Origin of the sequence: Paenibacillus kribbensis (genome assembly GCF_001705305.1) — a bacterium.
Taxonomy (GTDB): domain Bacteria; phylum Bacillota; class Bacilli; order Paenibacillales; family Paenibacillaceae; genus Paenibacillus; species Paenibacillus kribbensis_B.
Genome location: NZ_MCBP01000018.1, coordinates 13,767 through 38,629 on the forward strand (window position 1 = coordinate 13,767; position 24,863 = coordinate 38,629).

At 45.2% G+C, this 24,863-nt stretch carries 22 protein-coding genes and 2 pseudogenes; 17 read left to right on the plus strand and 7 right to left on the minus strand.

The window, feature by feature from the left end:
• Positions 1-12: 12 nt before the first annotated feature.
• Positions 13-660 (plus strand): nitroreductase family protein, encoded by a 648-nt coding sequence (locus tag BAZ21_RS24185; protein ID WP_068505451.1) that lies wholly within the window; start codon positions 13-15, stop codon positions 658-660.
• 84 nt (positions 661-744) lie between these two features.
• On the opposite strand, the gene BAZ21_RS24190 is transcribed toward BAZ21_RS24185, so the two are convergent.
• Together BAZ21_RS24190 and BAZ21_RS24195 are read right to left on the minus strand one after the other, a co-directional pair.
• Entirely contained in the window at positions 745-1,899 is a 1,155-nt protein-coding gene (locus tag BAZ21_RS24190) for a VanZ family protein (protein ID WP_068505452.1), read from the minus strand.
• A 7-nt stretch (positions 1,900-1,906) separates the two neighbouring features.
• The gene (locus tag BAZ21_RS24195) at positions 1,907-3,250 is read right to left on the minus strand and encodes an amino acid permease (RefSeq protein WP_068505453.1); all 1,344 of its coding nucleotides are present in this window, start codon (positions 3,248-3,250) and stop codon (positions 1,907-1,909) included.
• 188 nt (positions 3,251-3,438) lie between these two features.
• On the opposite strand from BAZ21_RS24195, the gene BAZ21_RS28265 reads away from it, so the two are divergent.
• Positions 3,439-5,430, plus strand: a complete 1,992-nt coding sequence (locus tag BAZ21_RS28265; RefSeq protein ID WP_084011897.1) for an AraC family transcriptional regulator — start codon at positions 3,439-3,441, stop codon at positions 5,428-5,430.
• Between the two features lie 117 nt (positions 5,431-5,547).
• On the opposite strand, the gene BAZ21_RS24205 is transcribed toward BAZ21_RS28265, so the two are convergent.
• Entirely contained in the window at positions 5,548-6,600 is a 1,053-nt protein-coding gene (locus BAZ21_RS24205) for a 2,3-butanediol dehydrogenase (RefSeq protein WP_068505454.1), read from the minus strand.
• A 341-nt stretch (positions 6,601-6,941) separates the two neighbouring features.
• On the opposite strand from BAZ21_RS24205, the gene BAZ21_RS24210 reads away from it, so the two are divergent.
• Positions 6,942-7,988 carry a LacI family DNA-binding transcriptional regulator gene (locus BAZ21_RS24210; RefSeq protein ID WP_068505517.1) on the plus strand — a complete coding sequence of 349 codons (1,047 nt, stop codon included), beginning with the start codon at positions 6,942-6,944 and terminating at the stop codon, positions 7,986-7,988.
• Between the two features lie 140 nt (positions 7,989-8,128).
• Here the strand turns inward: BAZ21_RS24210 and BAZ21_RS24215 are convergent, their stop codons facing one another.
• Positions 8,129-9,058 carry an AraC family transcriptional regulator gene (locus BAZ21_RS24215; RefSeq protein ID WP_068505518.1) on the minus strand — a complete coding sequence of 310 codons (930 nt, stop codon included), beginning with the start codon at positions 9,056-9,058 and terminating at the stop codon, positions 8,129-8,131.
• 282 nt (positions 9,059-9,340) lie between these two features.
• On the opposite strand from BAZ21_RS24215, the gene BAZ21_RS24220 reads away from it, so the two are divergent.
• The 4 genes from BAZ21_RS24220 (at position 9,341) to BAZ21_RS24235 (ending at position 12,164) form a co-directional block, all read left to right on the plus strand.
• Positions 9,341-9,619: an Atu4866 domain-containing protein gene (locus BAZ21_RS24220; RefSeq protein WP_068505455.1), complete on the plus strand. Its 279-nt coding sequence runs from the start codon at positions 9,341-9,343 to the stop codon at positions 9,617-9,619.
• A 46-nt stretch (positions 9,620-9,665) separates the two neighbouring features.
• A complete protein-coding gene (locus tag BAZ21_RS24225) occupies positions 9,666-10,403 on the plus strand; it encodes an SDR family oxidoreductase (RefSeq protein WP_068505456.1) in 738 nt (245 codons plus the stop codon).
• Between the two features lie 239 nt (positions 10,404-10,642).
• Positions 10,643-10,921, plus strand: coding sequence for an ArsR/SmtB family transcription factor (locus BAZ21_RS24230; protein ID WP_007431462.1), 279 nt, complete (start codon positions 10,643-10,645; stop codon positions 10,919-10,921).
• Positions 10,922-10,991: 70 nt separating this feature from the next.
• Positions 10,992-12,164 carry an MFS transporter gene (locus BAZ21_RS24235; RefSeq protein ID WP_068505458.1) on the plus strand — a complete coding sequence of 391 codons (1,173 nt, stop codon included), beginning with the start codon at positions 10,992-10,994 and terminating at the stop codon, positions 12,162-12,164.
• Between the two features lie 725 nt (positions 12,165-12,889).
• Here the strand turns inward: BAZ21_RS24235 and BAZ21_RS24245 are convergent.
• Positions 12,890-13,474: a TetR/AcrR family transcriptional regulator gene (locus BAZ21_RS24245; RefSeq protein WP_068505460.1), complete on the minus strand. Its 585-nt coding sequence runs from the start codon at positions 13,472-13,474 to the stop codon at positions 12,890-12,892.
• A 533-nt stretch (positions 13,475-14,007) separates the two neighbouring features.
• Between BAZ21_RS24245 and BAZ21_RS24250 the strand changes: the two genes are divergently transcribed.
• The 3 genes and pseudogenes from BAZ21_RS24250 (at position 14,008) to BAZ21_RS24260 (ending at position 17,158) form a co-directional block, all read left to right on the plus strand.
• A complete protein-coding gene (locus BAZ21_RS24250) occupies positions 14,008-14,754 on the plus strand; it encodes a DUF169 domain-containing protein (protein ID WP_068505461.1) in 747 nt (248 codons plus the stop codon).
• A 172-nt stretch (positions 14,755-14,926) separates the two neighbouring features.
• Positions 14,927-15,065, plus strand: a pseudogene (locus BAZ21_RS30140) (isocitrate lyase/PEP mutase family protein); the annotation flags it as partial.
• 233 nt (positions 15,066-15,298) lie between these two features.
• Positions 15,299-17,158: a stalk domain-containing protein gene (locus BAZ21_RS24260; protein WP_068505463.1), complete on the plus strand. Its 1,860-nt coding sequence runs from the start codon at positions 15,299-15,301 to the stop codon at positions 17,156-17,158.
• A gap of 107 nt (positions 17,159-17,265) precedes the next feature.
• On the opposite strand, the pseudogene BAZ21_RS28725 reads toward BAZ21_RS24260, so the two are convergent.
• Together BAZ21_RS28725 and BAZ21_RS24265 are read right to left on the minus strand one after the other, a co-directional pair.
• Positions 17,266-17,387 (minus strand): annotated as a pseudogene (locus BAZ21_RS28725) (DUF1541 domain-containing protein); the annotation flags it as partial.
• A gap of 199 nt (positions 17,388-17,586) precedes the next feature.
• Positions 17,587-17,874 (minus strand): hypothetical protein, encoded by a 288-nt coding sequence (locus BAZ21_RS24265; RefSeq protein ID WP_141695026.1) that lies wholly within the window; start codon positions 17,872-17,874, stop codon positions 17,587-17,589.
• A 237-nt stretch (positions 17,875-18,111) separates the two neighbouring features.
• Here BAZ21_RS24265 and BAZ21_RS24270 point away from each other — a divergent pair, with 237 nt between their 5' ends.
• From BAZ21_RS24270 to modB, 7 genes are all read left to right on the plus strand, one after another.
• Positions 18,112-18,909: a hypothetical protein gene (locus tag BAZ21_RS24270; protein WP_068505465.1), complete on the plus strand. Its 798-nt coding sequence runs from the start codon at positions 18,112-18,114 to the stop codon at positions 18,907-18,909.
• A gap of 150 nt (positions 18,910-19,059) precedes the next feature.
• Positions 19,060-19,848 carry a YwiC-like family protein gene (locus BAZ21_RS24275; RefSeq protein ID WP_068505519.1) on the plus strand — a complete coding sequence of 263 codons (789 nt, stop codon included), beginning with the start codon at positions 19,060-19,062 and terminating at the stop codon, positions 19,846-19,848.
• A 15-nt stretch (positions 19,849-19,863) separates the two neighbouring features.
• Positions 19,864-20,970 (plus strand): TIGR04053 family radical SAM/SPASM domain-containing protein, encoded by a 1,107-nt coding sequence (locus BAZ21_RS24280; RefSeq protein ID WP_068505466.1) that lies wholly within the window; start codon positions 19,864-19,866, stop codon positions 20,968-20,970.
• Positions 20,967-22,385 (plus strand): protoporphyrinogen oxidase, encoded by a 1,419-nt coding sequence (gene hemG / locus BAZ21_RS24285; protein WP_068505467.1) that lies wholly within the window; start codon positions 20,967-20,969, stop codon positions 22,383-22,385. Before BAZ21_RS24280 ends, hemG begins: the two co-directional genes overlap by 4 nt.
• A gap of 112 nt (positions 22,386-22,497) precedes the next feature.
• The gene (gene ric, locus BAZ21_RS24290) at positions 22,498-23,205 is read left to right on the plus strand and encodes an iron-sulfur cluster repair di-iron protein (protein WP_068505468.1); all 708 of its coding nucleotides are present in this window, start codon (positions 22,498-22,500) and stop codon (positions 23,203-23,205) included.
• A 46-nt stretch (positions 23,206-23,251) separates the two neighbouring features.
• Entirely contained in the window at positions 23,252-24,103 is an 852-nt protein-coding gene (modA, locus tag BAZ21_RS24295) for a molybdate ABC transporter substrate-binding protein (protein ID WP_068505469.1), read from the plus strand.
• A gap of 2 nt (positions 24,104-24,105) precedes the next feature.
• Entirely contained in the window at positions 24,106-24,777 is a 672-nt protein-coding gene (gene modB, locus BAZ21_RS24300) for a molybdate ABC transporter permease subunit (RefSeq protein ID WP_176718211.1), read from the plus strand.
• Positions 24,778-24,863: the final 86 nt, after the last annotated feature.

Below are 24,863 nucleotides of genomic sequence, written 5' to 3' on the forward strand. Positions count from 1 at the left end.
GGAGAGATTAGGATGAGCAATACGAACACAACTGTAAAAACGAATGATTTTAAAGAAATCGCACTCGGACGTCGTTCTATTAAAGTATACGATCCGTCTGTGAAAATCAGCCGCGAGGAAATGACTGAGATTTTGACGGAAGCTACTCGCGCTCCATCTTCCGTTAACCTGCAGCCATGGCGTTTTCTCGTGATTGACAGCCCGGAGGGCAAAGCAACCCTGGCACCACTGGCAAGTTTTAACCAACGTCAAGTGGAGACCTCATCGGCAGTGATCGCGGTGTTCGGAGATTTGAACAACTTTGATTATTTTGAGCAAATTTTCGGAGAAGCTGTAGAACTGGGCTATATGCCAAAGGATGTAAAGGAAATGCAGCAGGAGAAAGTGGCAGCCCATTTTGCAGCGCTTGATCCGGTTGTGAACAAAGAAACGGTGCTGATCGACGGTGGTCTGGTATCTATGCAGCTCATGCTGGTAGCGCGTGCTCACGGTTACGACACCAACCCTATCGGTGGTTATGACAAGGCTAAAATTGCTGAAGCCTTTGGTCTGGATAAAGATCGTTATGTACCAGTAATGCTCATTTCCATGGGTAAAGGAGTCAACGACGGTCATCCGTCCACACGCTTGCCCATTGATCAAATCGCACAGTGGAAATAAGAGCTGCGAGCTATCATTTACATGCAAAATAAAAACAGGCGGACAAAGGAACTCCCTTTGCCTCGCCTGTTTTTTTATGCTGGCTTAGACGTCCGTATGAGCTCCCGGTGGTTCTGCAGCATCAACGGTGTCACCTTGAGGACGGTGATAGTGCTTGGGCCAACTAATCTGGTGTGAAGTATGACTAAGCTCTTCATAGAATAAGGGGCCTTTCTTGAACAGGCGTATGACGAGATGGAAAAAGAACCATCCGTTTATCACCAGCAATAAGAGGCTGATCAGAACACTTACCCATGGAGAGACTTGAGACCATAGCACAGGACCACCCAGCACGTAGTTAAGGCCAAAATACAGCCAGTATAAGAGACTGTAGCGCTTGATGAGCCCCCACAGGGAAATTCGTTTTCCTGTCCCTGTAAGATGAATACGCACCAGCCATTTCCCTGGAGTTCGTCCATTCGTCAGGCAAGGAACGAGCATAAAGTACACCCCGCTGGAAACCCAGAAAGCAGCAGGTACATGCAGGGACTCCATAATGCCGAGCAGCCCGGTCCAAACGATAGAATCCACGAAAAAGGCTACGCCCCGTCTCGTATAGGATACCCGCTTGGTCGTCATGTCCAAATGCTTGTCCAGATGCTCCAGGCGGGGAAGGAAACGAGAAAACCATTCGCCCAATAGAAAGCCCAGCATACCGCCCAATGTATTAGCCATCAGATCGTCCACATCGAACACACGATAGGCATGGTCAAAAAATCCATACAGTCCTGTCAGCTGCGTTACCTCAAAGAAGAGGGACAGGGCAAAGGACAGAATCAGACACCATCCCCATCGCGCACGGAAATAATAACGCAAGAACATGCCAAAAGGCACGGTCATAAGAACGTTAAAAGCCACTTGCAGGAAAGCCCGCTCCTTCAGCAAATGAAGATAGCTGGAGGGATGAGCGGGTGAGACGGATGTTTCTCTTACAATGTCGTGAATGAATTGCAAGGGTATGAATTGCAGCGCTCCCCCGGCTAATGCTGCGTTATGACGCGATGACGGAAGCGGTAAAATGACCAAAAAGAAGGCGTTCATCAAGTATAAAAGCATCAGGTAAAGCAGCCATGCTCTAGCCTTGTGAATATAGCCATGTCTGCGATATTGCACGATGAGAAAAGGCAGTGTGAACAATAACGCAGCAAAAGGGAATGCTAGAAAAGCATATGAAACAGGAAACAGATACGATTGAATCATGAGCTGCTTACGCCTGCTTTCTCCGGAACTTCACCAAAGACCAAATGATCAGGAATGCCATGAAAGCCACGCATACGCTAATGCTGATCCGGTTTTGCGGGTCCAGCAGGAACAGAAATGCAATCACCCACAGACATCCGATGGTTATTGCCGTGATATAGGGAAATCCCCATATTTTGAAGCTGGGCTCTATCGGATAAGATTTACGCAGTTTCAACTGGGACAGGCAAATACAGCTCCAGACGAGCAGCACGACGAAGCCAGGTACGGCCATCAAAATACGGAACAGTCCGTCTTGAGCGATATAAGCAACCATGGAGCCCACAATCAGAATCACAGCGCACAATTTGAGGCTATTCACTGGAACTCCATTCGATGATACCCGCGCAAGTGATTTGGGTCCTTCCCCATTGACCGCTAGTGAATGCAGCATGCGTGTAGCACCGTAAATCCCCGAATTGGCGGCAGACAGTACGGCAGTGATCAGGATAAAGTTCATGACATGGGCCGAGCTTTGAAGTCCTACCGAAGACAGAACCTGTACAAACGGACTGGTATTCGCATCCAGCTGATTCCAGGGAATCAAGCCACAAATGATGAGAATCGGCAACGTATAGAACAAGACAACGCGAAAAATAAAGCTTTTAACTACCTTAGGCAGTACCTTTTCCGGATTTTCCGTCTCTGTTAACGTTAGTCCGATCAGCTCGGACCCTCCGTAAGAAAAGGTAACGACCAGCAGCGCCGAAAAAATAGCCAGCCAGCCATTGGGGAGAAATCCACCATGCTGCGCGTAGTTGCTCAGATAGGGCGGAGTTTCGGTAGGGATAATGCCGAACAGTATACAGCCACCCAAGGCGATAAAGATGATAATCATGGCAATCTTAATACCCGCAAGCCAAAATTCCAGTTCCCCAAAACCGCCGACACTCAGCATGTTGACGACAATAATGAAAGCCGCACTCGCCAAACTGAGTACCCATAAGGGGACATCCGGCAGCCAGTATTGCAGGAAGCTTCCCGCAGCGATGACCTCAATGACACAGACAGCCAGCCACATGAAGCAATACAACCAGCCGATGATAAAGGAAAGCCGCTCTCCAAAAGCTTTGCGAATAAAATCCTTCATATTCATGTTAGGGTAGACGGTAGCCATCTCGGCAATTGCGCCCATAACGACCAGAAGCAGAAGCCCTGCAAAGACATAGGATAAAATAACCCCAGGCCCTGCCAAGCTGATCGTTTCGGTACTTCCTTTAAAAATACCGGTCCCGATAACTCCGCCCATTGCCATAAAGGTAATATGCCTTGGGCGCAGCTTTTTGTGCAAAGTTGCTTCATTTGACTTCAATCTGAAATCCTCCTTCATAAAGTGTATAGCTTCAGCATAGCCCAAACAGGGTTACTTCAATTAGACTTATACTACATGAAAATATCCAATTAGGAAATGAAAGAAATAGGATCAATGAAGAGAATGATATATAATGAGGTTGGTTTGGAAAAATAGTATGGTTATTTTATGAGCGGAGGCTTTAATCAGTGAAGCAGGATCGGAAAAAGCAGACAGGTTCCCAAAGTGGAATGGGTAAGGAGCATGAAGCAGATGAACTGAACAGGCTGCTGTCCGCATGGCTCCATTCATCGATCCGTATCATGGACATTCGTCATATTCGACTGGAACCCGAACAGCAGCTTCAACCATACCGTCTTCCGGCGCAGGCTTTTGTTTTGGTGCTACAGGGTAGTGTGCGCTTGGGTGATGAATGGAATGATACTGCACATTCAGGATACATACTGCATGGCAGCAAAGGCTTCGAACTGAAAATGGCCCCCTCGATCCGAGGGATCGAATATTTTCTTGTACTATATAAAGCAACTTCTCCATCAGGATATGCGGTGCATCAACTTCCCGCTATAGCGCATGGTTTTGTGCCGCCATATCCGGTTATGCTGTATCAAAAGCTGCAACGGCTGGAGCGTGCATGGCAGGATCAGGATGCATTGTCGAGGGTACAGGCTCAAAGCAGGTTCTTTGATTTTGCATATGAATTTATGCGGCAATATCAGGAACAGAAGGCGCGAATCCCCGCGAGGGATATGGTGATACAGGCGATTCGGTTTATGGAGGTACATTATGCGGAGTCCATAACGCTGGAGCGCTTGGCCGGTTTGTTGGAATGCAGTCCAAGGCACCTGACCCGATTATTTAAAAAACAAACAGATTGCAGCCCGATTATGTATCTGATCCGGCTGCGAATGGACAAGGCGAAGGAGCTTCTGCGGAAGACGGATGCTACTTTACAGGATATTGCTGTCGGTGTGGGATACCCGGATGTCTACTTTTTTAGCCGGGCATTCAAAAAGTATACCGGCGTATCCCCGGTTCATTACCGGGCCAGCTTACATTCATCTGCTTTTGTAAGAGATGAACGTCTGGAAAATCCATTACACATGTCCGGATGTTCCATTGATTCGAAAAGTGGTGCCCTGCATACTGTTATTGAGGATAATAATCATTATCAAAATTACGATGAAGGGATTTTACGAATGAATAGAAACGCAAGGCATTCCATGGCATTTATTTTATTGCTTAGTTTTACGCTGCTGCTCAGTGCATGCTCAGGCACATCCAGTCCTGCTGCAACGGAAGGTACGTCCCAAGGGACCAACAATACAGCGGAGCAAGCCTCACAAGAAAGGGTGCTGAAAGATGCACTTGGACATGAGGTGAAGATTCCGGCTCAACCTCAGCGTGTCATTGCTTCGTATCTGGAGGATCATCTGGTTGCGCTGGGTGTTAAACCTGTAGCTCAATGGTCGGTAGGCAAAAATTCAGTTCAGGGCTACTTGCAAAAAGAACTGAAGGATGTCCCTACCATCGCTTCTGACCTTCCGTTTGAAGCCGTTCTGAACTTCAAGCCTGATTTAATCATTATGGACAGTGCGAGTATGGTAGAGGGGGACAAATATAATCAATACTCTAAAATCGCCCCCACCTACGTTGTAGGCAGTAATATGAACAATGATTGGCGTCAAGAGCTGTTGACCGTGGGTGAGGTGCTGAATAAGAGCAGTGAAGCGAAGCAGGCATTAAGCAGCTATGACAAAAAAGCGGCAGAAGCCAAGACCAAGCTGAGCCAGACGGTTGGGCAAAAAACCGCAGCAGCCTTGTGGGTAACGGATAAAAACGTGTATGTCGTGAACCAGAATCTATCCAGTGGTGATGTATTGTATAAGGACTTGGGCTTCAAGATTCCCCAGGTAGTACAGGAAATCTCCAAAACGGCCAAGGCAAACTGGAGTAATTTATCGCTGGAGAAGCTGGCGGAGCTGGATGCCGATTATATCTTTATCGTGAACAGCAAAAACGTAAGTAAAGAAGAAATTATAAAAGATCCTGTATGGGCGGGAATTCCAGCTGTAAAAGCTGGCCATGTATACGATTTTGGCAAAGATTCGAGCTGGTTGTATACGGGAACCATTGCGAATGGACAAATGATTGACGATGTTCTGAAAAGTGTAATTCAATAATTTGGAGTGTAATCCAAAAAGCGCTACTCATCTTGACGGTCGCATGCCGCAGGAGGGAGCGCTTTTTTTGATAAAAAAGATGCCTGTACATGGCAGACATCTGATTTTGCTTCTATATTAGGAGTGCGGAGATACCAGGATTTTAACTTGATTTTTTTCTTTCAGGAGGCCTTCAAAGCCTTGCTCGATCACTTCTTCGAGCTTAATACGTTTGGTAACCAGCTTGTCCGCAGGGAAATAACCTTTTTCCATCAGGCTGATGACAGCCGGGAACACATCGCGGTAGCCGATAATACCCGTCAGATTGCGTTCCTTCATTACGATATGGTTAGGCTTGATCGGAGCTTCTTTTTCAAAAATGCTGACGACCATAATTTGTCCGCTGATTTTGGTAGATTCGATCGCTTGAGTCAGCACAGGCGGTACGCCAGTGACCTCATAGGCTACATCTACGCCTCCGTTGGTCCGTTTGTGCAGCTCTTGCACGACATCGTAAGCTTTAGGATCAAGCACGATAGCACCCAGCTCTTCGGCTTTAGCTTTGCGTTCCTCAGAAAGCTCTACTGCATAAATTTCAGATGCACCCGAAGCCTTCAAGGCTTCAATAACCAGCAAGCCGATAGGACCAGCGCCAAAAACGACGGCCTTGTCGCCGACTTTCAGCTGGCTTTGACGAACAGCATACAAAGCAACGGCAGAAGGCTCTACCAAAGCGCCCTGCTCGAAAGACACGCTATCTGGAATTTTATGAACCATATGCTCGTCAGCCGCAACATATTCTGAGAATCCACCGCCGCCGCCTGCCAGGCCGAGGAAGCCCATTTTATCGCAAAGATTATATTTGCCTTGTTTACATGCAGTACATTCTCCACATGCAAAAACGGGTTCTACGACCACACGGTCGCCAACCTGAAGCTTGGTAACACCTTCGCCGATTTCGACCACTTGTCCAGAGAATTCATGTCCCATTACGATCGGAGCTTTTTCACCAGTCAATGGATGCTGAGCGTCCTGGGGAATGAAGATGGGTCCTGCCACATATTCATGAAGATCACTTCCGCAAATGCCACACCATTCTACTTTAATTTTCACTTTTCCTGCCAGAGCAGCAGGCTGCTCAATGTTTTCCAAACGTAAGTCTTTTACTCCATGCCATCTCAATGCTTGCATGTCTGTCATCTCCTTGACGAATATATGATCATTTATTGCTATAAAAGCGAATGAAGTAGGAAACGTTTCCGAAAGATAATATGTCATAAATTTTACACATTGTCAAACTAAAATCATGCAAAAAGCACTTGATTTTTTTGTGAATATAATCACTTGTGACTGCGGCGCTATTTTTGACTTATCGCTTACATTCAAGAGCTGGGGTGGGTTTTTCAGGCGAAGCAGAGACAATGAAGAAATCTGCTTTCATTTTCAGAGGTTTATTCTATGGTATAATATCAATATCGAAACTACATTTTAGAAAGCCAGAAAACGATTCCGTTTTTGAAAGGATTTTGGGCGTGACAGATCAAAAAAAAGTAACCATAGAGGATGTAGCCAAGCGGGCAGGTGTAGGTATTGCGACTGTCTCCAGAGCTATTAATGATAGTGAGGGCATCAGCCCGAAGACGAAAGCATTGATTTTGCAGGTGATTGAAGAAATGGGATTCACACCCAACACCTCAGCGCAAAGCTTGAAGGTACGTCAGACACGCCAAATTGCGTTGGCTGTGCCGGATATTCGCAACGCGATAATCCCTGAGATTGCTTGGTCCGTGGAGCAGGCTGCCAAGCAGCATGGCTACCGTGTTGTGCAGATTAATACTGCCGGCAATGCCAGAATGGAGCTTGAAACGGTTCGGGAGGTTAAGAAGCTGCATGTGGACGGGCTTATTATTATGCCGCTGGCATACCCCAAAATGCTGGTGGATCTGATCAACAAGTCCAGCGTTCCCGTATCCATCATTAATTATGGCAAGAAGCTGGGTGAAAATGTAAAAGCGGATATCGTCAGTCTGGCCCGGCAAGAGGGACGGCTTGTGATGGAGCATTTGCTTAAAATCGGGAGAACGAGAATTGCTTATGCAGGTGCTGCAAAGGACAAAATCGAGGAAAGATACTTCGCTTACGAGCAGTCTCTCCAGCATGTGGACCCTTCACTCGTTTATTTTGGCGATGATTTCTCTTTTGAGACAGGGCTGCGTGCGGCCGATTATTTTTACAGCCTGAAGCATATGCCGGATGCGATTTATGCGGTTAACGATATGGTGGCGATTGGCATTGTCAATCGCTTTAAGGATCTGGGCGTCAAAGTGCCGGACGAGGTTGCTGTAGTCGGCATTGATAACAACCTGTGGGCAACGGTAACGACGCCGCAAATCAGCTCTGTTTCCATCATGGGGGAAGAGGTGGCACGATTGGCTGCGGAGCTGCTGCTTAAGCGAATTCAGGAGCAGACTCCGGGTGATTATGAGCGTGTGCAATTCGAGCCTCGCCTGATCGTCAGGGAATCAAGCGTCTCTGTGATCCGTAAGCCTATGGTTGGACGTGATGGAGTAGAAGCTTAGCTGGGGAAATCATCGAATATTTGTATAAGCAGCGCACTTTTATTCCATCGGAAAGCTTTCCAAATGTCATTTAACAAAAATAAAATGATAGCCGCTTCTCTACCTGAGGAGCGGCTTATTTGTGCTATTCAAAAAATGGTTTAAATGGTTGGATGATCCTGATCCATGCGCAAGCGCTTGATATCACGAATTGGAGGCAGGCCAAACAAACGGGCGTATTCACGGCTGAATTGTGAAGGACTCTCGTAACCTACCTGAAAACCGACATCTGCTGCATCCGCTGATTCGGATAACAACAGGCGGCGGGCTTCTTGTAGACGTATTTGCTTTTGATATTGCAATGGGGTCATAGCCGTAATCTCTTTAAAATGACGATGTAGCGACGAGGAACTCATATTAGCTAGTTTACATAATTCCTCAATGCGCAACGGCTTATCATAATCCTGCTTGATCCGCTGGATGACTTCTGCGATTCGGTAGGATTGGCTGCCGGTCATGACCAATTGTTTTAAGGATTCCCACTGATTTCCCTGTAAAATTCTATACAGTATCTCGCGAATGGCTAATGGAGCAAGCACCGGAATATCCTGCGGTTTGTCCAGAAGCCGCACTAGCCTTACCACGGCATCTAACAGCAGAGGGTTGGTTTGGCTTACATACAAGCCTCTTCTGGAATCAGGAATTGAACTTGTGGATAAAGCAGATTCTTTGATCAGATCCAAAACCTGATGCGGATCAAAATTGAGCCGGAGGCACAAATAAGGTGCTTCTGCTGAGGCTTGTATGACCTGTCCGGAAATCGGCAAATCCACCGAAACAACAAGATAGTCGGATGTGCCGTAGTGGTAGCTTTCCTCTGCGAGCATCACGACTTTTCTGCCTTGTGCCACAATACATAAGGCGGGTTCATGGACTTGATAAATCGGAACGGTTGTATTGGAGCTTCGGATAAAATGAAGCGAAGGTATGGCTGTAGCGAGAACTCCGTCCTGGATGGAGAATCGTTCTATGAGCCTTGTCAATTCGGCTTGTTTTTCCATGGTGGAACCCTCTATATTGGCTGCCTCCATCATGACACATCCCTTCTTTAAAAAGCAGCTTATCTTCATATTTTCAATAGACTATACACTTCTACACTTCAGATGCATTGCTTTTCGATATGGATTTAATTTCATATTAAGAGGCTTTGGAGGATTAGGCAATAATTTGGTCTGATTTTTCTACCAGCTCCAAGCATGATCGTCTCATAATAGGGTACAGCAACAACGCCAAGTGAACAAGTGAAGAGGAAAAACAATGCACTACCTGGTTCACTGTCCATGGCGATGTTAGAAAGAAGGAGTGAAATAGGCATGGAGAGCAACAAAGAGGAAAAAAGTGTACACGCTTCACAGCATCCCTATATCGGGATGTGGGTTACCCAGGATGGGTACATCCGTCAGGAACTCCTGCCTAATGGCCGTTATGATGAAGCACGTGGTCAAAGGCAAAGTGCTTACACAGGTAGCTATATCGTGAAAGGCGACCGTATCGAGTATGTGGACGACACCGGATTTACGGCAGATGGCGAATTTAAGGATGGTGTTCTGTATCATGCAGGGATGGTTTTTTACAGAAAAGTCAACAAGTAATCTATACGCATTTTCAGTGAGTTCTTAAACCAAAGGAGGAGCAGGCATGTTGAATATTAAAGGTAAAGTCGTAGCGATTACGGGGGCAAGCAGTGGGATCGGTGAAGCAACTGCCCGTTTACTTGCTCATCATGGGGCGCACGTGGTATTGGGGGCCAGACGCACAGAACGACTGGAAGCTCTTACCTCTGAGATTCGTTCAAAAGGTGGATCGGCTGATTATCAGCAACTGGATGTGACCAAGAGGGAGCAGATGGAAGCGTTCATTAAGTTCGCGGGAAAAACATTTGGACGTGTGGATGTCATTGTGAACAATGCGGGAGTGATGCCTCTTTCAAAATTAGAAGCGCTGAAGGTAGAGGAATGGGATCGTATGATTGATGTAAATATACGGGGTGTTTTGCATGGGATCGCTGCAGGACTTCCTATCATGAAAAAGCAAAGATTTGGTCAGTTTATCAATATTACCTCCATTGGCGCGTATAGTGTAACCCCAACTGCAGCGGTGTACTGCGCTACGAAGTATGCAGTCCGGGCGATTTCTGAAGGGTTGCGTATGGAGGTTGGCGGAGATATTCGTGTGACGATGGTATCACCGGGAGTAACCGAATCCGAGCTTGCTGATAGTATCTCAGATGAAGAGGCCCGGCAGGGAATGAAAGAGTATCGTCGTATTTCGATTTCACCGGATGCCATTGCTCGTTCCATTCTGTATGCTATGGAGCAGCCTGCGGATGTAGATGTGAACGAAATTATTGTTAGACCAACAGCAAGCCCGAATTAAAGCCACGGATAAGAGAATTTTAATATTAGCGATTCCCTCGTTTGTGGTCGGTATAGTAAAACTGGTTATTGCTGGATATTTAATCCTCCATCCTTTGTGGATGGAGGATTATTTTGTCATGCGACAATCGGAAATTTGAAGTGAGCTAAAATAAGTGGTTTACTTTTGTAGATGTTTATGATAATTTTATTTCGATGAACATCGAAATTAAGACTGGAACCAGAAGGGAATGGAGCAGGGTGAAAGATACTACGGAGATGCAGCAGGCTGTAAAAATATATAAAGCGCTTGGAGAACCGACTCGTCTCAAGATAGCACTTTTGCTAAAAGAGGAAAGTGACCAATGCTGCTCTGTGCTGGGCGAAAAGCTGAATAGTGTTGCTATTTCAACGCTGTCGCATCATTTGAAGCAAATGGCAGAATCCGGGCTGCTGACATTTCGGAAAGAGGGCACTTTTATTTATTACAGCTTAGATGTTGAAGCAGCAGAGAAATATGCCCCTTTCCTGATAAAATAATTTTTTTTAGTCTTAATTTCGATATTTGCAGAAATATAAAAACAAAAAAGAAAAGAGGCGTTACTCAGAAATGCAGAGCACATGGAAGGTATATATCTTGGCAATTGTCAGTTTTTTGGTAGGCACATCCGAATATATAATCTCGGGGATTTTGGATCAGATTGCGACGACCATGGGAATTACAGTGGCTGCCGCAGGTCAGTTGATTACTGTTTTTTCTCTCGCCTACGCGATTGGCACGCCGATCCTGATGGCCATAACAGCTAAATGGGACAGACGCAAGCTGCTTTTGTATGCTCTCGGATTATTTGCAGTCTCCAATGTTCTGTCCTTTGTTTTGCCGGGTTTTGGAATGTTTATTGCCGCACGTATTCTTATGGCACTCGGGGCGGGAATGGTCGTGGTTACGGCCCTGAGCATCGCAGCGAAAATTGCCCCAGCAGGCAAACAGGCCAGTTCTATTGCTACGGTCACCATGGGTTTTACGGCCTCGCTGATCATTGGAGTTCCACTGGGAAGAATGATATCTTCTGCATATGGCTGGAAAACTGTATTTCTTGGCATCGCTTTGACAGGGATTATTGCCCTGATTATTATCGCTATGACGATTCCCCGTTTAAGAGGAGATCAACCTGTTCCCTTGCTACAGCAATTTGCCCTTCTGAAAAAGCCTGAAGTCGCTTTGGGATTGGCTATCACCTTCTTTTGGCTAGGGGGTTATTCGCTCGCGTATACTTATATTTCACCGTACTTGCTGAATGTGTCAGGTGTAGGGGAGGATATGCTAAGTTCAGTATTACTCGCCTTCGGGATCGCCAGTCTGATCGGGTCTAAAATCGGTGGATACAGCGCAGATAAAAAGGGTATTCCTGTTACATTATTTGGAGGCATGATACTGCACGTCATTTCCTTGCTTATACTTCCTTTTGCCGCTCATTCTCTAGGCGCTGTGTTTGCTTTACTGATTCTGTGGTCGTTCGCAGCCTGGACATCCGGGCCCACTCAACAATATAATCTGGTTACGCTTGTGCCTGAGTCTTCCGGCGTCATGCTGAGCCTCAATCAGTCTACGATGCAGCTTTCCATGGCAGCTGGGGCCGGAATTGGAGGCGTAGTTGTAGGTCAGGTATCTCTAGCTTCCATCACTTGGTTTGGAGCAGCAGGTGTTGCTATCGCCATTGCAGCTGTGTATTTACTTTCACGAAGATCCTCAGTTCAAACGGAAGTGAGTGTTACGGAATAAAGATTTATAGATAAGCTGAAAAGAGGGAGTCCGGCCACAAAGATGGTTTTTACGGGCCCTCTTTTGATTGAATTGACAGTACTTTTTCTGTAGGGACTAGCTGCTCAATCATACTTTGTTCACCCATTATTAAGAAGTCCCGTTGTTAGATCTATCAGGACTTAAATCTCCGCGCGATACGCTTCTTGTTCTTTTGTCGCCAAATCCATCTCTCAATAAAGTTTTTTTCTTTTCTTTCCTGAAGTGTTTCCTTCATACCCTTGATAAGAAATTCGGATCTTCGCTTGTCATTTCTACTGATTTCGCGTAGTTCCTTAATAAATTTATGGTCCATGTTCGTATCTCCGTTAGTTCAGGATTGTGCAAATTGCTAAGTTAGATTATACAGAACATATGTTCCTTTTTCAAGTCTATTCCTGTTATATTCAATTAAATATGCATTGCGGGATAATCTGGGCGTACCGAGAAACACAGTTCAAGGGATGAAAAGTTCACCGATTCCTTGGTGTAGCGATGATATGGTAATGGGCGACCGCGCTCTGTGTGAAGGTCTGATCGCGATGAACTGTAATTTATATCGTTAAAAGCCTGTGAATCAGACAGAGGCCCCTTCCGAAGCTCGGTAAGTAAGGGGACCTCTGTCGTCTCTTTGGGTTTCTTTGAAGCGTTAATACGTTTTTCCTCGGCGTAGACAAATCGATCCGGATGTCCAAGTGAGGGAGCTCTTACGCAATCCCCTGGCTGGGCAATGATAATTTGAGCATACCTTCCTTGGTATCTAATGCTCGTTCCAACAAGGATTCGGCTATTTTTATTTTGATAGCAATGATTTCGGAAGGTTCTTGAAAAAGCACAGCTTCCCATACACAACTCAGCGTACTCCAGAAAAAAGCAGTGGTTTCTTTCGGGCTAGCTACATGCATGGTATCCTCCTGATTTCCTTGCTGAATGATGTCAGTGATAAGAGGATTAAAGACGTTTTCTACTATGATTCTCCATAATTTATAGTATAAGTTAAGTTGTTCTTCATCACATAGTCTTTTAAAAAATAGATTAAGCTGATTAGGATGAAACAGTCGTGTAATAAATAATTGCAATTTGGACAAGGCGGTGAATTGGCGGCTTTCCAACTCGAAGGAAGTGGCTGTTTCAGTTGCCCAGCGGGTGCAAATGGCTTCCAGGATGGCTTCTTTGGAAGAAAAGTAGTGATAGAAGGTGCCTTTAGCGGCGCCGGTTTTTTTTACAATATCAATGATCATGGTTTTTTGGTAGCCGTTGGAGGTAAAAAGCTCCAAAGCCGCATCGATCAATTCCGCCCGTCTTACTTCAGCCTCTTTTATAGCTCTAGTTATAAAAAACACCTCCTAATCGGTTTAATGACTGTCAAGGTTCTATCGCCAAGCGATAAAAGCTGTAAGCTTGGTCAATCGTAAGTATAAAAAGTTTGTACACATTGTCAAGAGAATTCTGTATTTTAGCTTTCTAATATTATGGTCTCCAGTAACTCCCGAAGCAGCAGTTTTACTGTATGAATCGCTGTTTCCAACTGTGCAGCTATTGTGTAATTTTTCCTTGACAATGCACATGCTAATTTTTTACAATCAATACTGACCCGGGTCAATCCGCATGCTGTTTTAAGGTGAATCATAAAAAATCATTACGTTTTTTCCGAAATACACTGAGCTGTATAGGTAGGAAAGAATTTTTTTTGCTCTATAATTGACCCGGGTCAATCTGTGTTCGCTATATCTATATGGTAAGGGTGTTCGCGAACCTAAGCGGCACTAGACAAGCAGTTAAGTTCATGAGAAGCGTTAACTCAAAAAAGGGAGGCAATCCACATATGCAGAGTGAAATTGCGCAGAGACTAAAACTCAAGTATTCTCCTATTGCCATTCTATTCACCAATGAGAAACCTCAAGGAGCACTGGAGTTTGCTGAAGGACGCTGGGGATGCGTTGTAGCCATGTTAACAGCAGCAGCCAAGGGGCGGCGGGCCGTATTCAGCCGTACTACATTTGGCTGTGAGGGGGGCGGAATCGGACTAGGACTTATAAATCAGTATTCGGATGGTTTTGAGTACTTTATGTCTACAGGAAAAGAGGGATTGCCCCCGATGGACGGAATACCCGAGCCGGAAGCTTTCAAAAAGACGCCAGAACTAGCCAAAGATTTTATGGAAACCATTCCTCTTATTAATATACCTGAACAATACGTAGTATTTACACCACTGACCGAGGTTGATACTGCCAAAGAAGAACCGAAGATTGTTGTATTCTATGCCAATCCCGATCAACTGTCTGCCCTCGTTGTATTGGCTAATTATGGTCGAACCGGCATTGATAATGTTATCGTTCCCTATGCAGCAGGTTGTCAAACGGTTTGTTTACTTCCTTGGCATGAGGCGGCCCGGGAACACCCGCGTGCTGTTATTGGGCTGATGGATATTTCGGCACGCCCTCGTATTGATACCAATCTGCTGTCATTTAGTGTACTGTACGCCATGTTTAAAGAGATGGAAGACAATGTACCAGGCAGTTTTCTGGATAAGAGTGAATGGAATAAAGTAGCTAGACGCATTGCACAATAACTGAATCGTCTATAAGTCGAGTAATAAGGGGAAAGAATCTGCATTACATTAGGTGTCTGAGAATTGCGAAGCTCTATAGCGGCATATTTCCGCTGTGGATCTTTTTTTGCATAGTTTCCTCAAAAGAAGAACAGCAGGGTAGACCATAAGTGCAAGAATGAGGACGAAACGAGGTCTGACGAATGTTCGCAAGCTTCAGCAGTTAGGAGTTAAACGGTTTAGCTTTGGTAATGCATTTTCTGATAATATGATAGTTGCTTTGCACAAGAACGCTGAACAGTTGAAAGCTTCAAGATACTTCGCATTTGTGAGCGCCATGAGTTTACGTAAGGAGGGTTGTGGAGAAAAGAATAGCTGCTTCGGCATGAGAAGCATTTTTCAGCGATCATGCAGAGATATTGAACTCATGAGCAGAACGTGGTATAGAGCTGCTTGAAAAAAGTGAGCTGCCATATCCAAAACTGTCATTAGATGACATGAACTACACCCGGTCCTATGATATGATTTACCAAATAGATCAGAGATTTCAAAAGGGGAAATAACGATGAAATTCAAGAAGACGATGCTTCTGCTCATGTTTTCAACGATACTCACGGGTTGGTTAACGGTGGGTACGGAAAGTGTTCACGCTGCCACTTCAACTGTATTCAGAGAGGGAAGCAAGCTTAAGCTCTTACTTGAGGATGGCAACGGTGTCAACAGAGTGTTTAAATTTAATCTTGAGAATATGATTAAGCCTGGTACACTAATTCGTCTGTACAGTAACCTTACTGAAATTCCTTCCAGTAACTTTACAGTCGATTATACGAATTCAACCATTACAATTGCGGATTCGCAGCCAGCGCCTAGTGTAGGATCAGAAAATTATTTAGAGATTTCTATAGGTTCCATCATGGAAGGGTCTGACGGGGAATTAAAAGCAGATCAACCTGTTGAAGAACCCAAAGTGACGCAGCCTGATGTGGAGACCAAGACGCAAGAGGCTCCGGTTGTCACTGAATCCGAGGTTTCTCAACCAGTCGTCGAGCCTCAACCAACGCAGCCTGTCATAGAGTCTAAAGAAGACATTTCGGTAGCTGAATCACCGGAAATTCCTTTGTCCATACCATCTGGTGAAAATTTCCCGGGCACATTTACGATTAACTCTTCAGGTACGTCATTTACGGTTCGTTTAAAAATGAAAGATATTCAACCGACATATACCTCATACGTAATGGTCAAAAATGCGGATGCCCAATTGGTTAAACGGATTCAGTTCGATCCGAAAACAACATTTAACTACTCTTTGAGTAACCTGGACTTGGATACGGGCGGATACTACTTTTATATTAAAATGATTGATCAGTCGGGAAATTCGGCAGCGTCTGTCCCCCAATTTGTTCCTGTGAATCATAACAAAGCTGGGCAGGTTTTGGTGTTTATTGATGGGAAGCAGCAGCAATATGAGCAGCCTGCAACCTCCATTAGCGGGAGTATGCTGGTGCCGTTTCGCGCTGTTTTTGAGGCGCTTGGTGCGAAGGTGAAGTGGGACGGCACTACGAAGACCGTGACCGCAACCAAAGGCAATACAACGATCAAGCTGACCGTAGGCTCCAGAGATGCCTATATCAATGGGAAACTGGTGCGGCTCAATGCAGCGCCGAGACTCATTAACGGCAAAGTGATGGTTCCTATTCGCTTTGTAAGTGAGGCGCTGGGAGCGAAAGTGAAATGGAATGTTCCAGCGCAGAGTGTTGTGATTTCACTTGCCCCGCCACAGGTTTTGACGACCAGTGAAAGTGAAGAATTAATAGAGGAAAACGAGGACAAGCCTGAACCACAATCCAATGTGCCGGTTCTGAAACAGATTTCCACGACTCTTACCAAGTCGACTGATATTGTGTTCGTCATCGATGTGACGAGTAGTATGACTGGAACGCTCGATTATGTGAAACAGAAGGTAAAAGGCTTTGTTGATTCCGTTCCGGCAGGCTCCCAATTTGCTGTTGTTGCATTTCGGGATATCAATCTAAAGGCAGATAAGGATTTAGAGTTCTTTGAGTTTACGGCGGATAAAAACAAGTTGAAAGGTAATGTAAATCTGCTGCGTTCTTCCGCTGGCGGGGATTTGAAGGAATCGGGACTGGAGGCCATCCAGCTGGCTATAAGTAAATTCTCGAAAAATTCGAATTCCAAAACGATCGTTTTTATTACAGATGCACCGGTTCACGATAAAAGTACAGCGCCGGATAAAGCCCGTTTTTCAGTGGATGAAATAAACGAGCAATTACAGAAAAATGGTGTTGTTTTTAATGCCATCGTGCCTGCCAATGGACTGGCCAACAAACAAATGAAAAAGCTTGCAGATCGTAATAAAGGGACTTTGTATGATATTAAGGATGCGAAGCTCAATTTGGTCAAGTAATCCGACCCAAGTGCATTGCAGATAAGCTCACAATTGAACAGCTCAAAGGCGTACCAATCCCGGTACGCCTTTGTTATTTTAAAATCCCAGAAAAAACTGACCAGGATTCAGGTTGCGGAAAGCTCGTTTTCTGTTACCCACTTATGGTTTTTAACAGGCTCCCTACGGTAGTTGGCGTGTAATCAACCATATACACTGTTGTGGACGGCGCTGTATCAATGGTGGCCTTGATATACCCCGGTAGAGTATATTTCAAAGCGCAAGCAGACAATGAAGGTGAGAAGAGACCTTCGTTATACTGCTGCGATATGTAATTTTATCCGGATTACCACCTCATCACGTACAACTGCTTGAATGAACCGAATGGTTAAAATGATTACATATATTCTAGTGAATCCAGTGGTCATTGGCAAAAATAGTAGGGGTTTTCAAGCAAAAATAAGTCGTTTGTACGAGTTCTTGAGAATGCATGGAGGAAAATGGTAGGAGTGATTATAATTCGAAGTTTTTATATGTAGAGGGGATAGAACCCGCCGATCAGCCACAGCATGGACCACTTGGTAGCCGTTCTGTAATCTGTTGCTCTGAAAAGTACCCACTTGGATCTCGTTCGAGCGTATCGTTCCGTCCATTTGAGACACTTGTTCAGTCTGCGTGCCTTTACCGCTCATAATAGGCAAGGACAGAGACTTCCCTTTTTGCCAAAGCTTTTGCATCATGAGTTCTCCCCTTCCGAAGTTTTGAATTTATACGAGCTTTGTCAAATAACCCGGCAACATTTTTTAACTATTTTGTGCCAGGTGATTTATAGTTTAATATATATTGAGAATTATAGGAAACTGTAAAGTGAAAAAATTCGTACATCGGGTTAAGGAGAGGCAGCAATGAATGATTGGGAGTCAGGGAATACGGCAGTTGCTTTTAAATATAGTGAGGAATAACGGTGATACGATATGGATAAAAAAGCAAAGAAAATACTTATGAGCACCTTCTGGTCCGCCAGTGGCTGGAAGTCGGAGCGGGGGCCTTTTTCCGGTGAGGATTTTGAGTATGCCAAAAGCAAGGGCCTGATGTTCGATCCGATTGCCATTACACATGACGAGATTATGGGCAGGCTGCATGAGCTGCATCAGCAAGTGGCTACAAAAGAGCGAGTGACGGCGGCTTTTTTGCATAGTCTTTCCACGAGAAAGGTTCATTTGCGCAGTGCCTTGTCGAGCTGGGCCTTAACCGCAAGCCTGCCTTTGCATACTTATGAGGAGCGGTCTGTCGTACTACCCAATTACAGCAGCTGTGGGGATTGTAATTTTAATAAAATTATGTCCAATAAGGAATACGTCAATGAAGATTTGAATGTACTGAATTTTGAACGAGTCAAATGGGGTGGTGTTCGTCTAAATCATCTTCTCTATTGCTGGATGGACCTTGAATTGTTCTGTAAAGAAGAAGATTTCGAGGTTTCTGATCAGGATATTGCCATACTTCATAACATGCTCGCAGCCGTTCAGGACTGTGAAGCTCAAAACGGTGCGCGGCAATTGGAGAAGCGTTGGAAAGATGTGTTCCCATCCAGCAAGCATGAACGCGACGTAGTTATGGAGGTGTGGGGATATGCCGGATTGCTGACTCCACAGGAGACACCTCGTAGACGCCGGCACGGAAATGATGATTTTAATGCAGTCGCAGCATGGCAAGGAGATGACGGATACTCGCAGGAAGCACTGAATGATTACTTTGGTACATTTTTGTAAAAAAAGCGAATGATGATAATGGCATGATGAGCAGACAGCGTTGGTTCCCTGGCTAGGCTATTCCCCGATATGAATCAGGGAACTCCCTGATTGGTTCAACTGAAAAGAATAATTAGAATTAAAGAAGGTAAGAAATTTAATCTTGGGGGGATGGATGGTGAATCGATTAACCAAAGCCATAAAGATATTAAACATTGTGAAAAAAGGAGCAAGTCGTTGATGGGGATCAGTAGATACATTCCCAATCAGCATGGAGCCTGGGCAATGCTCATTCTTCCATTTTTATTCGGTTTAGCGGCCTCTCAAGGGGAATTCATTCATATACCACTATTCGCGTGCTGGTTTTTTATCTATTTATTCAGTTTTCCTGTCCTCCAATGGATCAAAACAGGAAACCGTGCAAGATACCGTAAACCGGTTGTTGTATACGGAGCGATACTGCTTCCCTTATTAGTTTCACTGGTATGGATTAAGCCTGCGTTGATCTGGTATGGAGTTCTGCTGCTGTTCTTTTTTATGGCCAACATATACTACGCAAAAATGAAAAATGAACGCGCCTTGCTCAATGATATTATTGCGATTTTACTTTTTTGTTCTTTTATTTACCCTGTTGCTCATATTGGAGAGACAGGAGACTGGAGAATATCCACGGAGCTATTTTTGCTTTTGGTGGCTTACTTTACGGGAACTGCGCTTTATGTAAAAACGATCATCCGTGAAAGAAAAAATATACGCTACTATTATGCATCTATCATCTATCATCTGATCATTGTGCTGTTTGCTGCCTGGATAAAGGTGTTTTTGGCTGTTCCTTTTTTAATTTTATTATTACGAGCGATATGGCTTCCTAAATTCGATTTAAAGGCAAAACAAGTTGGCATGGCTGAAATTGGATTTTCATTGATGCTCTATGTATCTGTGTTGTTTTTATATTTCTAAAAAGGAGAGACATCAATGATATCTTTGGAAACACCACGAGATTATCGCGAAAACCCGTTTATCGTCATTTGGGAGGTAACGCGAGCTTGTGCTTTAAAATGCCTTCATTGTAGAGCGGAAGCCCAGTATAAGCCTGATCCTCGTCAGCTGACATTAGAGGAGGGCAAGCGGCTGATCGATCAAATTGCTGAAATGAATCATCCGTTGGTGGTTTTCACAGGCGGAGATCCGTTATCGCGTCCTGATTTATTTGAGTTGGCTCAATATGCCATTGAAGAGAAAAAGCTGTCGGTTTCCATGACTCCCAGTGCCACTCCTAAAGTGACACGAGCAGCGGTCGAAAAAGCAAAGCAGGTAGGCTTATCTAGATGGGCTTTTAGTCTGGACGGTTCGTGTGCAGATATTCATGATCACTTTCGGGGAACTGTGGGCTCTTACGCTACGACCATGCGCGGAATCGGCTATTTGAAGGAAATGAACATTCCTATCCAAGTAAATACGACCGTGTCCCGGTACAACCTTCACGATCTGGAGCAGATTGCAGAGAAGGTAAAGGAAATGCAGGCGGTGTTGTGGAGCTTGTTTTTCCTTGTTCCAACCGGGCGTGGTATGGAGAAGGATATGATTACTCCTGATGAGCATGAAGCAGTAATGAAGTGGTTGTATCAAATACAACAACAGATGCCCTACGGTGTAAAGGCTACAGAAGCACCTCACTATCGAAGGGTTGTACTGCAGGCAAAGCACAGCGCAAACAAGAGCAATGCAACGTTCGAGCAAAAAAGGACAGATGTTTTAGGACGTGCCCCAAAAGGCGTAAATGATGGAGATGGATTTGTTTTTATCAGTCATATCGGCGAGGTGTACCCGAGTGGTTTCCTGCCTCTTGCATGCGGAAATGTGCGAGAGGATAGTCTGGCACATATTTATCGGCACTCTCCGATCATGAACAATCTTAGAGATAAGTCACTGCTTAAAGGAAAATGTGGGGTCTGCGAATTCAATACAGTCTGCGGAGGCTCCAGAGCAAGGGCTTATGCAATCACAGGAGATTATCTGGAGAGTGACCCCTACTGTGCATATATGCCTCCTCGAGCTAAGGAAGGAAAAGTATTTTTATGAAAAAGAGTTCTAAAAAAGTCGTTATTCTCGGTGGAGGAATAAGTGGTCTAAGCGCTGCCTTTTATGTGAAAAAGCTGGCTGAGGAGAAGCAAATGGAGGTAGAGATTACGCTGGTTGAGAAAAGCGACCGGCTGGGAGGAAAGCTGCACACCATTCGTCAGCATGATTTTATGATTGAAAAAGGACCGGATGCTTTTCTGGCCAGAAAAACGGCTATGTTGGAGCTGACCATGGAATTGGGAATGGAAGCAGAACTGGTGCCGACAAACCCGAAGGCCAAATCTGCCTGCATTTTGCATAAGGGCAAGCTGCACACCATGCCGATGGGCTTTATTTTAGGCATTCCAACAAAGTTGACTCCCTTCATTCGGACAGGGCTGATTTCTCCACTGGGAAAAGCGCGCGCAGCTCTGGATTTAATCCTTCCCGCAAAGCAAGGTGATATGGATGAATCTCTGGGTGATTTTATCAAGCGTCGTCTTGGCAAAGAGGTTTTGGATCAGATTACAGAGCCTCTGCTATCTGGAATTTACGCTGGCGACACGTATTCTCTCAGCTTAATGTCAACCTTCCCTCAATTTAAACAGATGGAACAAAAGCATGGAAGTTTGATTGTAGGCATGGCTAAGGGAGCGGGGCGAAAGTCGGGTGTTCCTAACCAATTGCCGGAGATCGCCAAGAAAAGCATGTTTCTTTCCTATCGGCAAGGATTATCTACTATCGTGGAGCGGTTAAAGGAGAGGCTGCATACCGTACAGTTTGTTATGGGACAGGGTGTGGCTGAAGTAAGAAAAGAGGACGGTTATCAGGTCATCCTGGATCATGGACAAGTCATAGATGCAGATGCAGTGATCTGCGCTGTTCCAGCCTTCGAGGCGGCTAAATTATTTTCCGGCGTTGCGAGTGCCAGCTTGCTTAATAAGATCAGCTATGTTTCGGTAGCCAATATCGCGCTTGCTTATAAAAATACGGAGCTTAATCTTTCCTTTGAGGGAACGGGATTTTTGGTGCCGCGCAAGGAAGGTAAAAGGATTACAGCATGCACGTGGTCCTCGACCAAGTGGAGCCATACTGCTCCAGCAGGCTATACGCTGTTACGGACATATATCGGACATGCAGGTGCACAGGAATGGATGCAGATGACGGATGCTGAGCTTGTGGATGCTGCGCGCAAAGACTTGAAGGATTTAATGGGCTTGAAAGCGGAGCCGGAATTCGTCGAGGTTAGTCGGTGTAATGAATCGATGCCACAATATCCGATTGGGCACAAGGAGCATATGGCAAAGGTAAGACATGATTTGTCAGAGCATTTTCCAAATGTGTTTTTGTGTGGTGCCGGTTATGGAGGCGTTGGGATTCCGGATTGTGTCGCTCAAGGGAAGGATGCCGCTGAACAGCTGATCTCAGCTTTGTAATGATCAGGCTATTTCCTGCTTTAGAAGAGGGAACTCCCTAATGGGCTCGGGTAGAAAGGAGAGGTAAAGTTGAAATTGAACAATAATTAAAGGCAAGGTAGGGGAATAGAAAATGATCCAGTTAACGGAAGAAACATGGGTTGCTGATATTGTGAAAGAGGTCCCCAAAACGGGAGATTTATTTCGTAAACTGCGGATTGACTTTTGCTGCGGCGGGAAAATACCACTCCGGGAAGCAGCTGCCAGCCGAGGGCTGAATGCTGGTGAACTGCTGGCGCAGGTGCATGAAGTGGCAGAAAGTCAGGCGCAGCATAAGCAAATGCAGCCGTCCTCACTCGAAACCAAAGAGCTAATCGCCTATATTCAGGATACGTATCATACAAGACTTCGCGAGGAGCTGTCGGCGCTCACGCCGTATGTAACCAAACTAACGCGGGTTCATGGCGAACGGTATCCGCATCTACAGCGAGTGAATGAGCTTTTTACCTTGCTTAAACAGGAGCTATCCGACCATATTCAGAGTGAGGAAGACCATGTATTTCCGCTGATTGAAGCGTTTTTACAGGAATCGACACTTGAACGGGCAAATGCTCTGAATCCTTACGTATCCAAGCTGCAAGATGAGCATCAGGCTGTGGTGGAGCTGCTAAAGGAGCTGCGCATGATAACGAACGGCTTTGAGCCGACACAGGAAGCTTGTGGTACGCACCGACTTGTATTGAGACGGTTGGAGGATCTGGAAGCAGATATTTTTAATCATATCCTTCTTGAGAATTGCACATTAATCGAACGTACGAGACAGGCGCAACTCAAAATATAATTTATTGTATAATGAATGAAAGACTAAACTTAAGGAGTCAAACAAAATGAAAAGAATTGTTAAACATTGTCAGGCATTCTTTTTTGTTTTTTCCATTGTGTTATTACTTTCAGGGTGCGGTGCGGCGCAGCAATCAGCCTCAAATGGTAGCAGCACGGCCCAGAACGAGGCTTCCAGCCAGGATTCTTCGAAAAAGGCTGAGAATGTTGAGCTAACCATTTCCGCGGCAGCGAGCTTAACAGATGCGCTCAAGGAAATCCAGCCTTTGTACGAGTCTAGCCATAAAGATGTCAAATTGAATTTCAACTTTGGCGGCTCTGGTGCGCTGGAAAAGCAGATTGAGCAAGGAGCACCATCAGACCTGTTTTTGTCCGCTTCGAAGAAAAACATGAAGTCTCTCGTAGATCAGCAGCTAATAGAGAGCGATAAACAAAAAACATGGCTGACGAACGAATTGGTAGCTGTTATTCCTGCAGACGGAACGATGAACATTGCGAGTGTGAATGATCTAACCAAGGAAGAAGTAAAAAAAGTGGCGATAGGCATTCCTGAAAGTGTCCCTGCAGGCAAATACGCACAGGAAGCGCTGACAAACACGAAGCTTTGGGACGTGTTACAGGACAAGCTCGTTCAGGCAAAAGACGTTAGACAAGTGCTGCAATATGTAGAGACTGGAAACGCTGATGTCGGCTTCGTCTATAAAACAGATGCGTTGACTTCGCAAAAGGCAAAAATTTCCTTTGAGGTGGACCCTAAAACCTATTCAGCTGTTGAGTACCCGATCGGGATTATCAAAGCTTCAAAGCATGCTCAAGAGGCCGAGGATTTCTATGCCTACCTTCAATCACAAGAATCTCTGAATATTATGGCTAAGTATGGATTTACCATACCGAAGTGAGCATGCAGGCTATAGATTGGAATGAATATTGGCCTCCTATCCTGTTATCGTTGCAGGTGGCGCTGTTAGCTAGCGTTCTGGTAATCATCATAGGCCTGTTTGCGGCATGGTCAATGTCGCGTTTGGGATTATTTAAAGGGAAAACGGTCGTTGAAACCTTGCTTATGCTGCCTTTGGTACTCCCACCGACCGTTGTTGGCTTTTTATTGCTCATATTGCTTGGACGAAAAAGCGGGTTGGGACGTTTTATAGAACAATGGTTTGGCGAGCCTATTATCTTCACATGGTGGGCTGGGGTTGTGGCAGCAGTGGTTGTGGCTTTCCCTCTTGTCTATCGTACGCTAAGAATGGGATTTTCTTCAGTTGACCGTGATCTGGAAGACGTGGGACGTTCCATGGGAGCAAGTGAGTGGCAGGTTTTCCGATATGTCACCTTTCCTTTAATTTTCCCTTCTTTTAAAGCGGCCTTTATACTAGGGTTTGCCCGCGGTTTGGGTGAGTTTGGTGCTACACTGATGATTGCCGGAAATATTCCGGGCAAAACCCAGACCATTCCGACGGCCATTTATGTTGCGGTGGATTCTGACCACCTGCCTATGGCCTGGGCCTGGACATGCTCTATCATCCTGATTTCCTTTATTATGCTCCTGTTAACGGGGCAAAAGAACAATTAACCATTTTATTCAAGCTTCCCTTTGGCAGAGGGAGGCTTTTTTGTATCTTTCCATAGAACGAGGGATTTTCTATATCGCTATAGGAC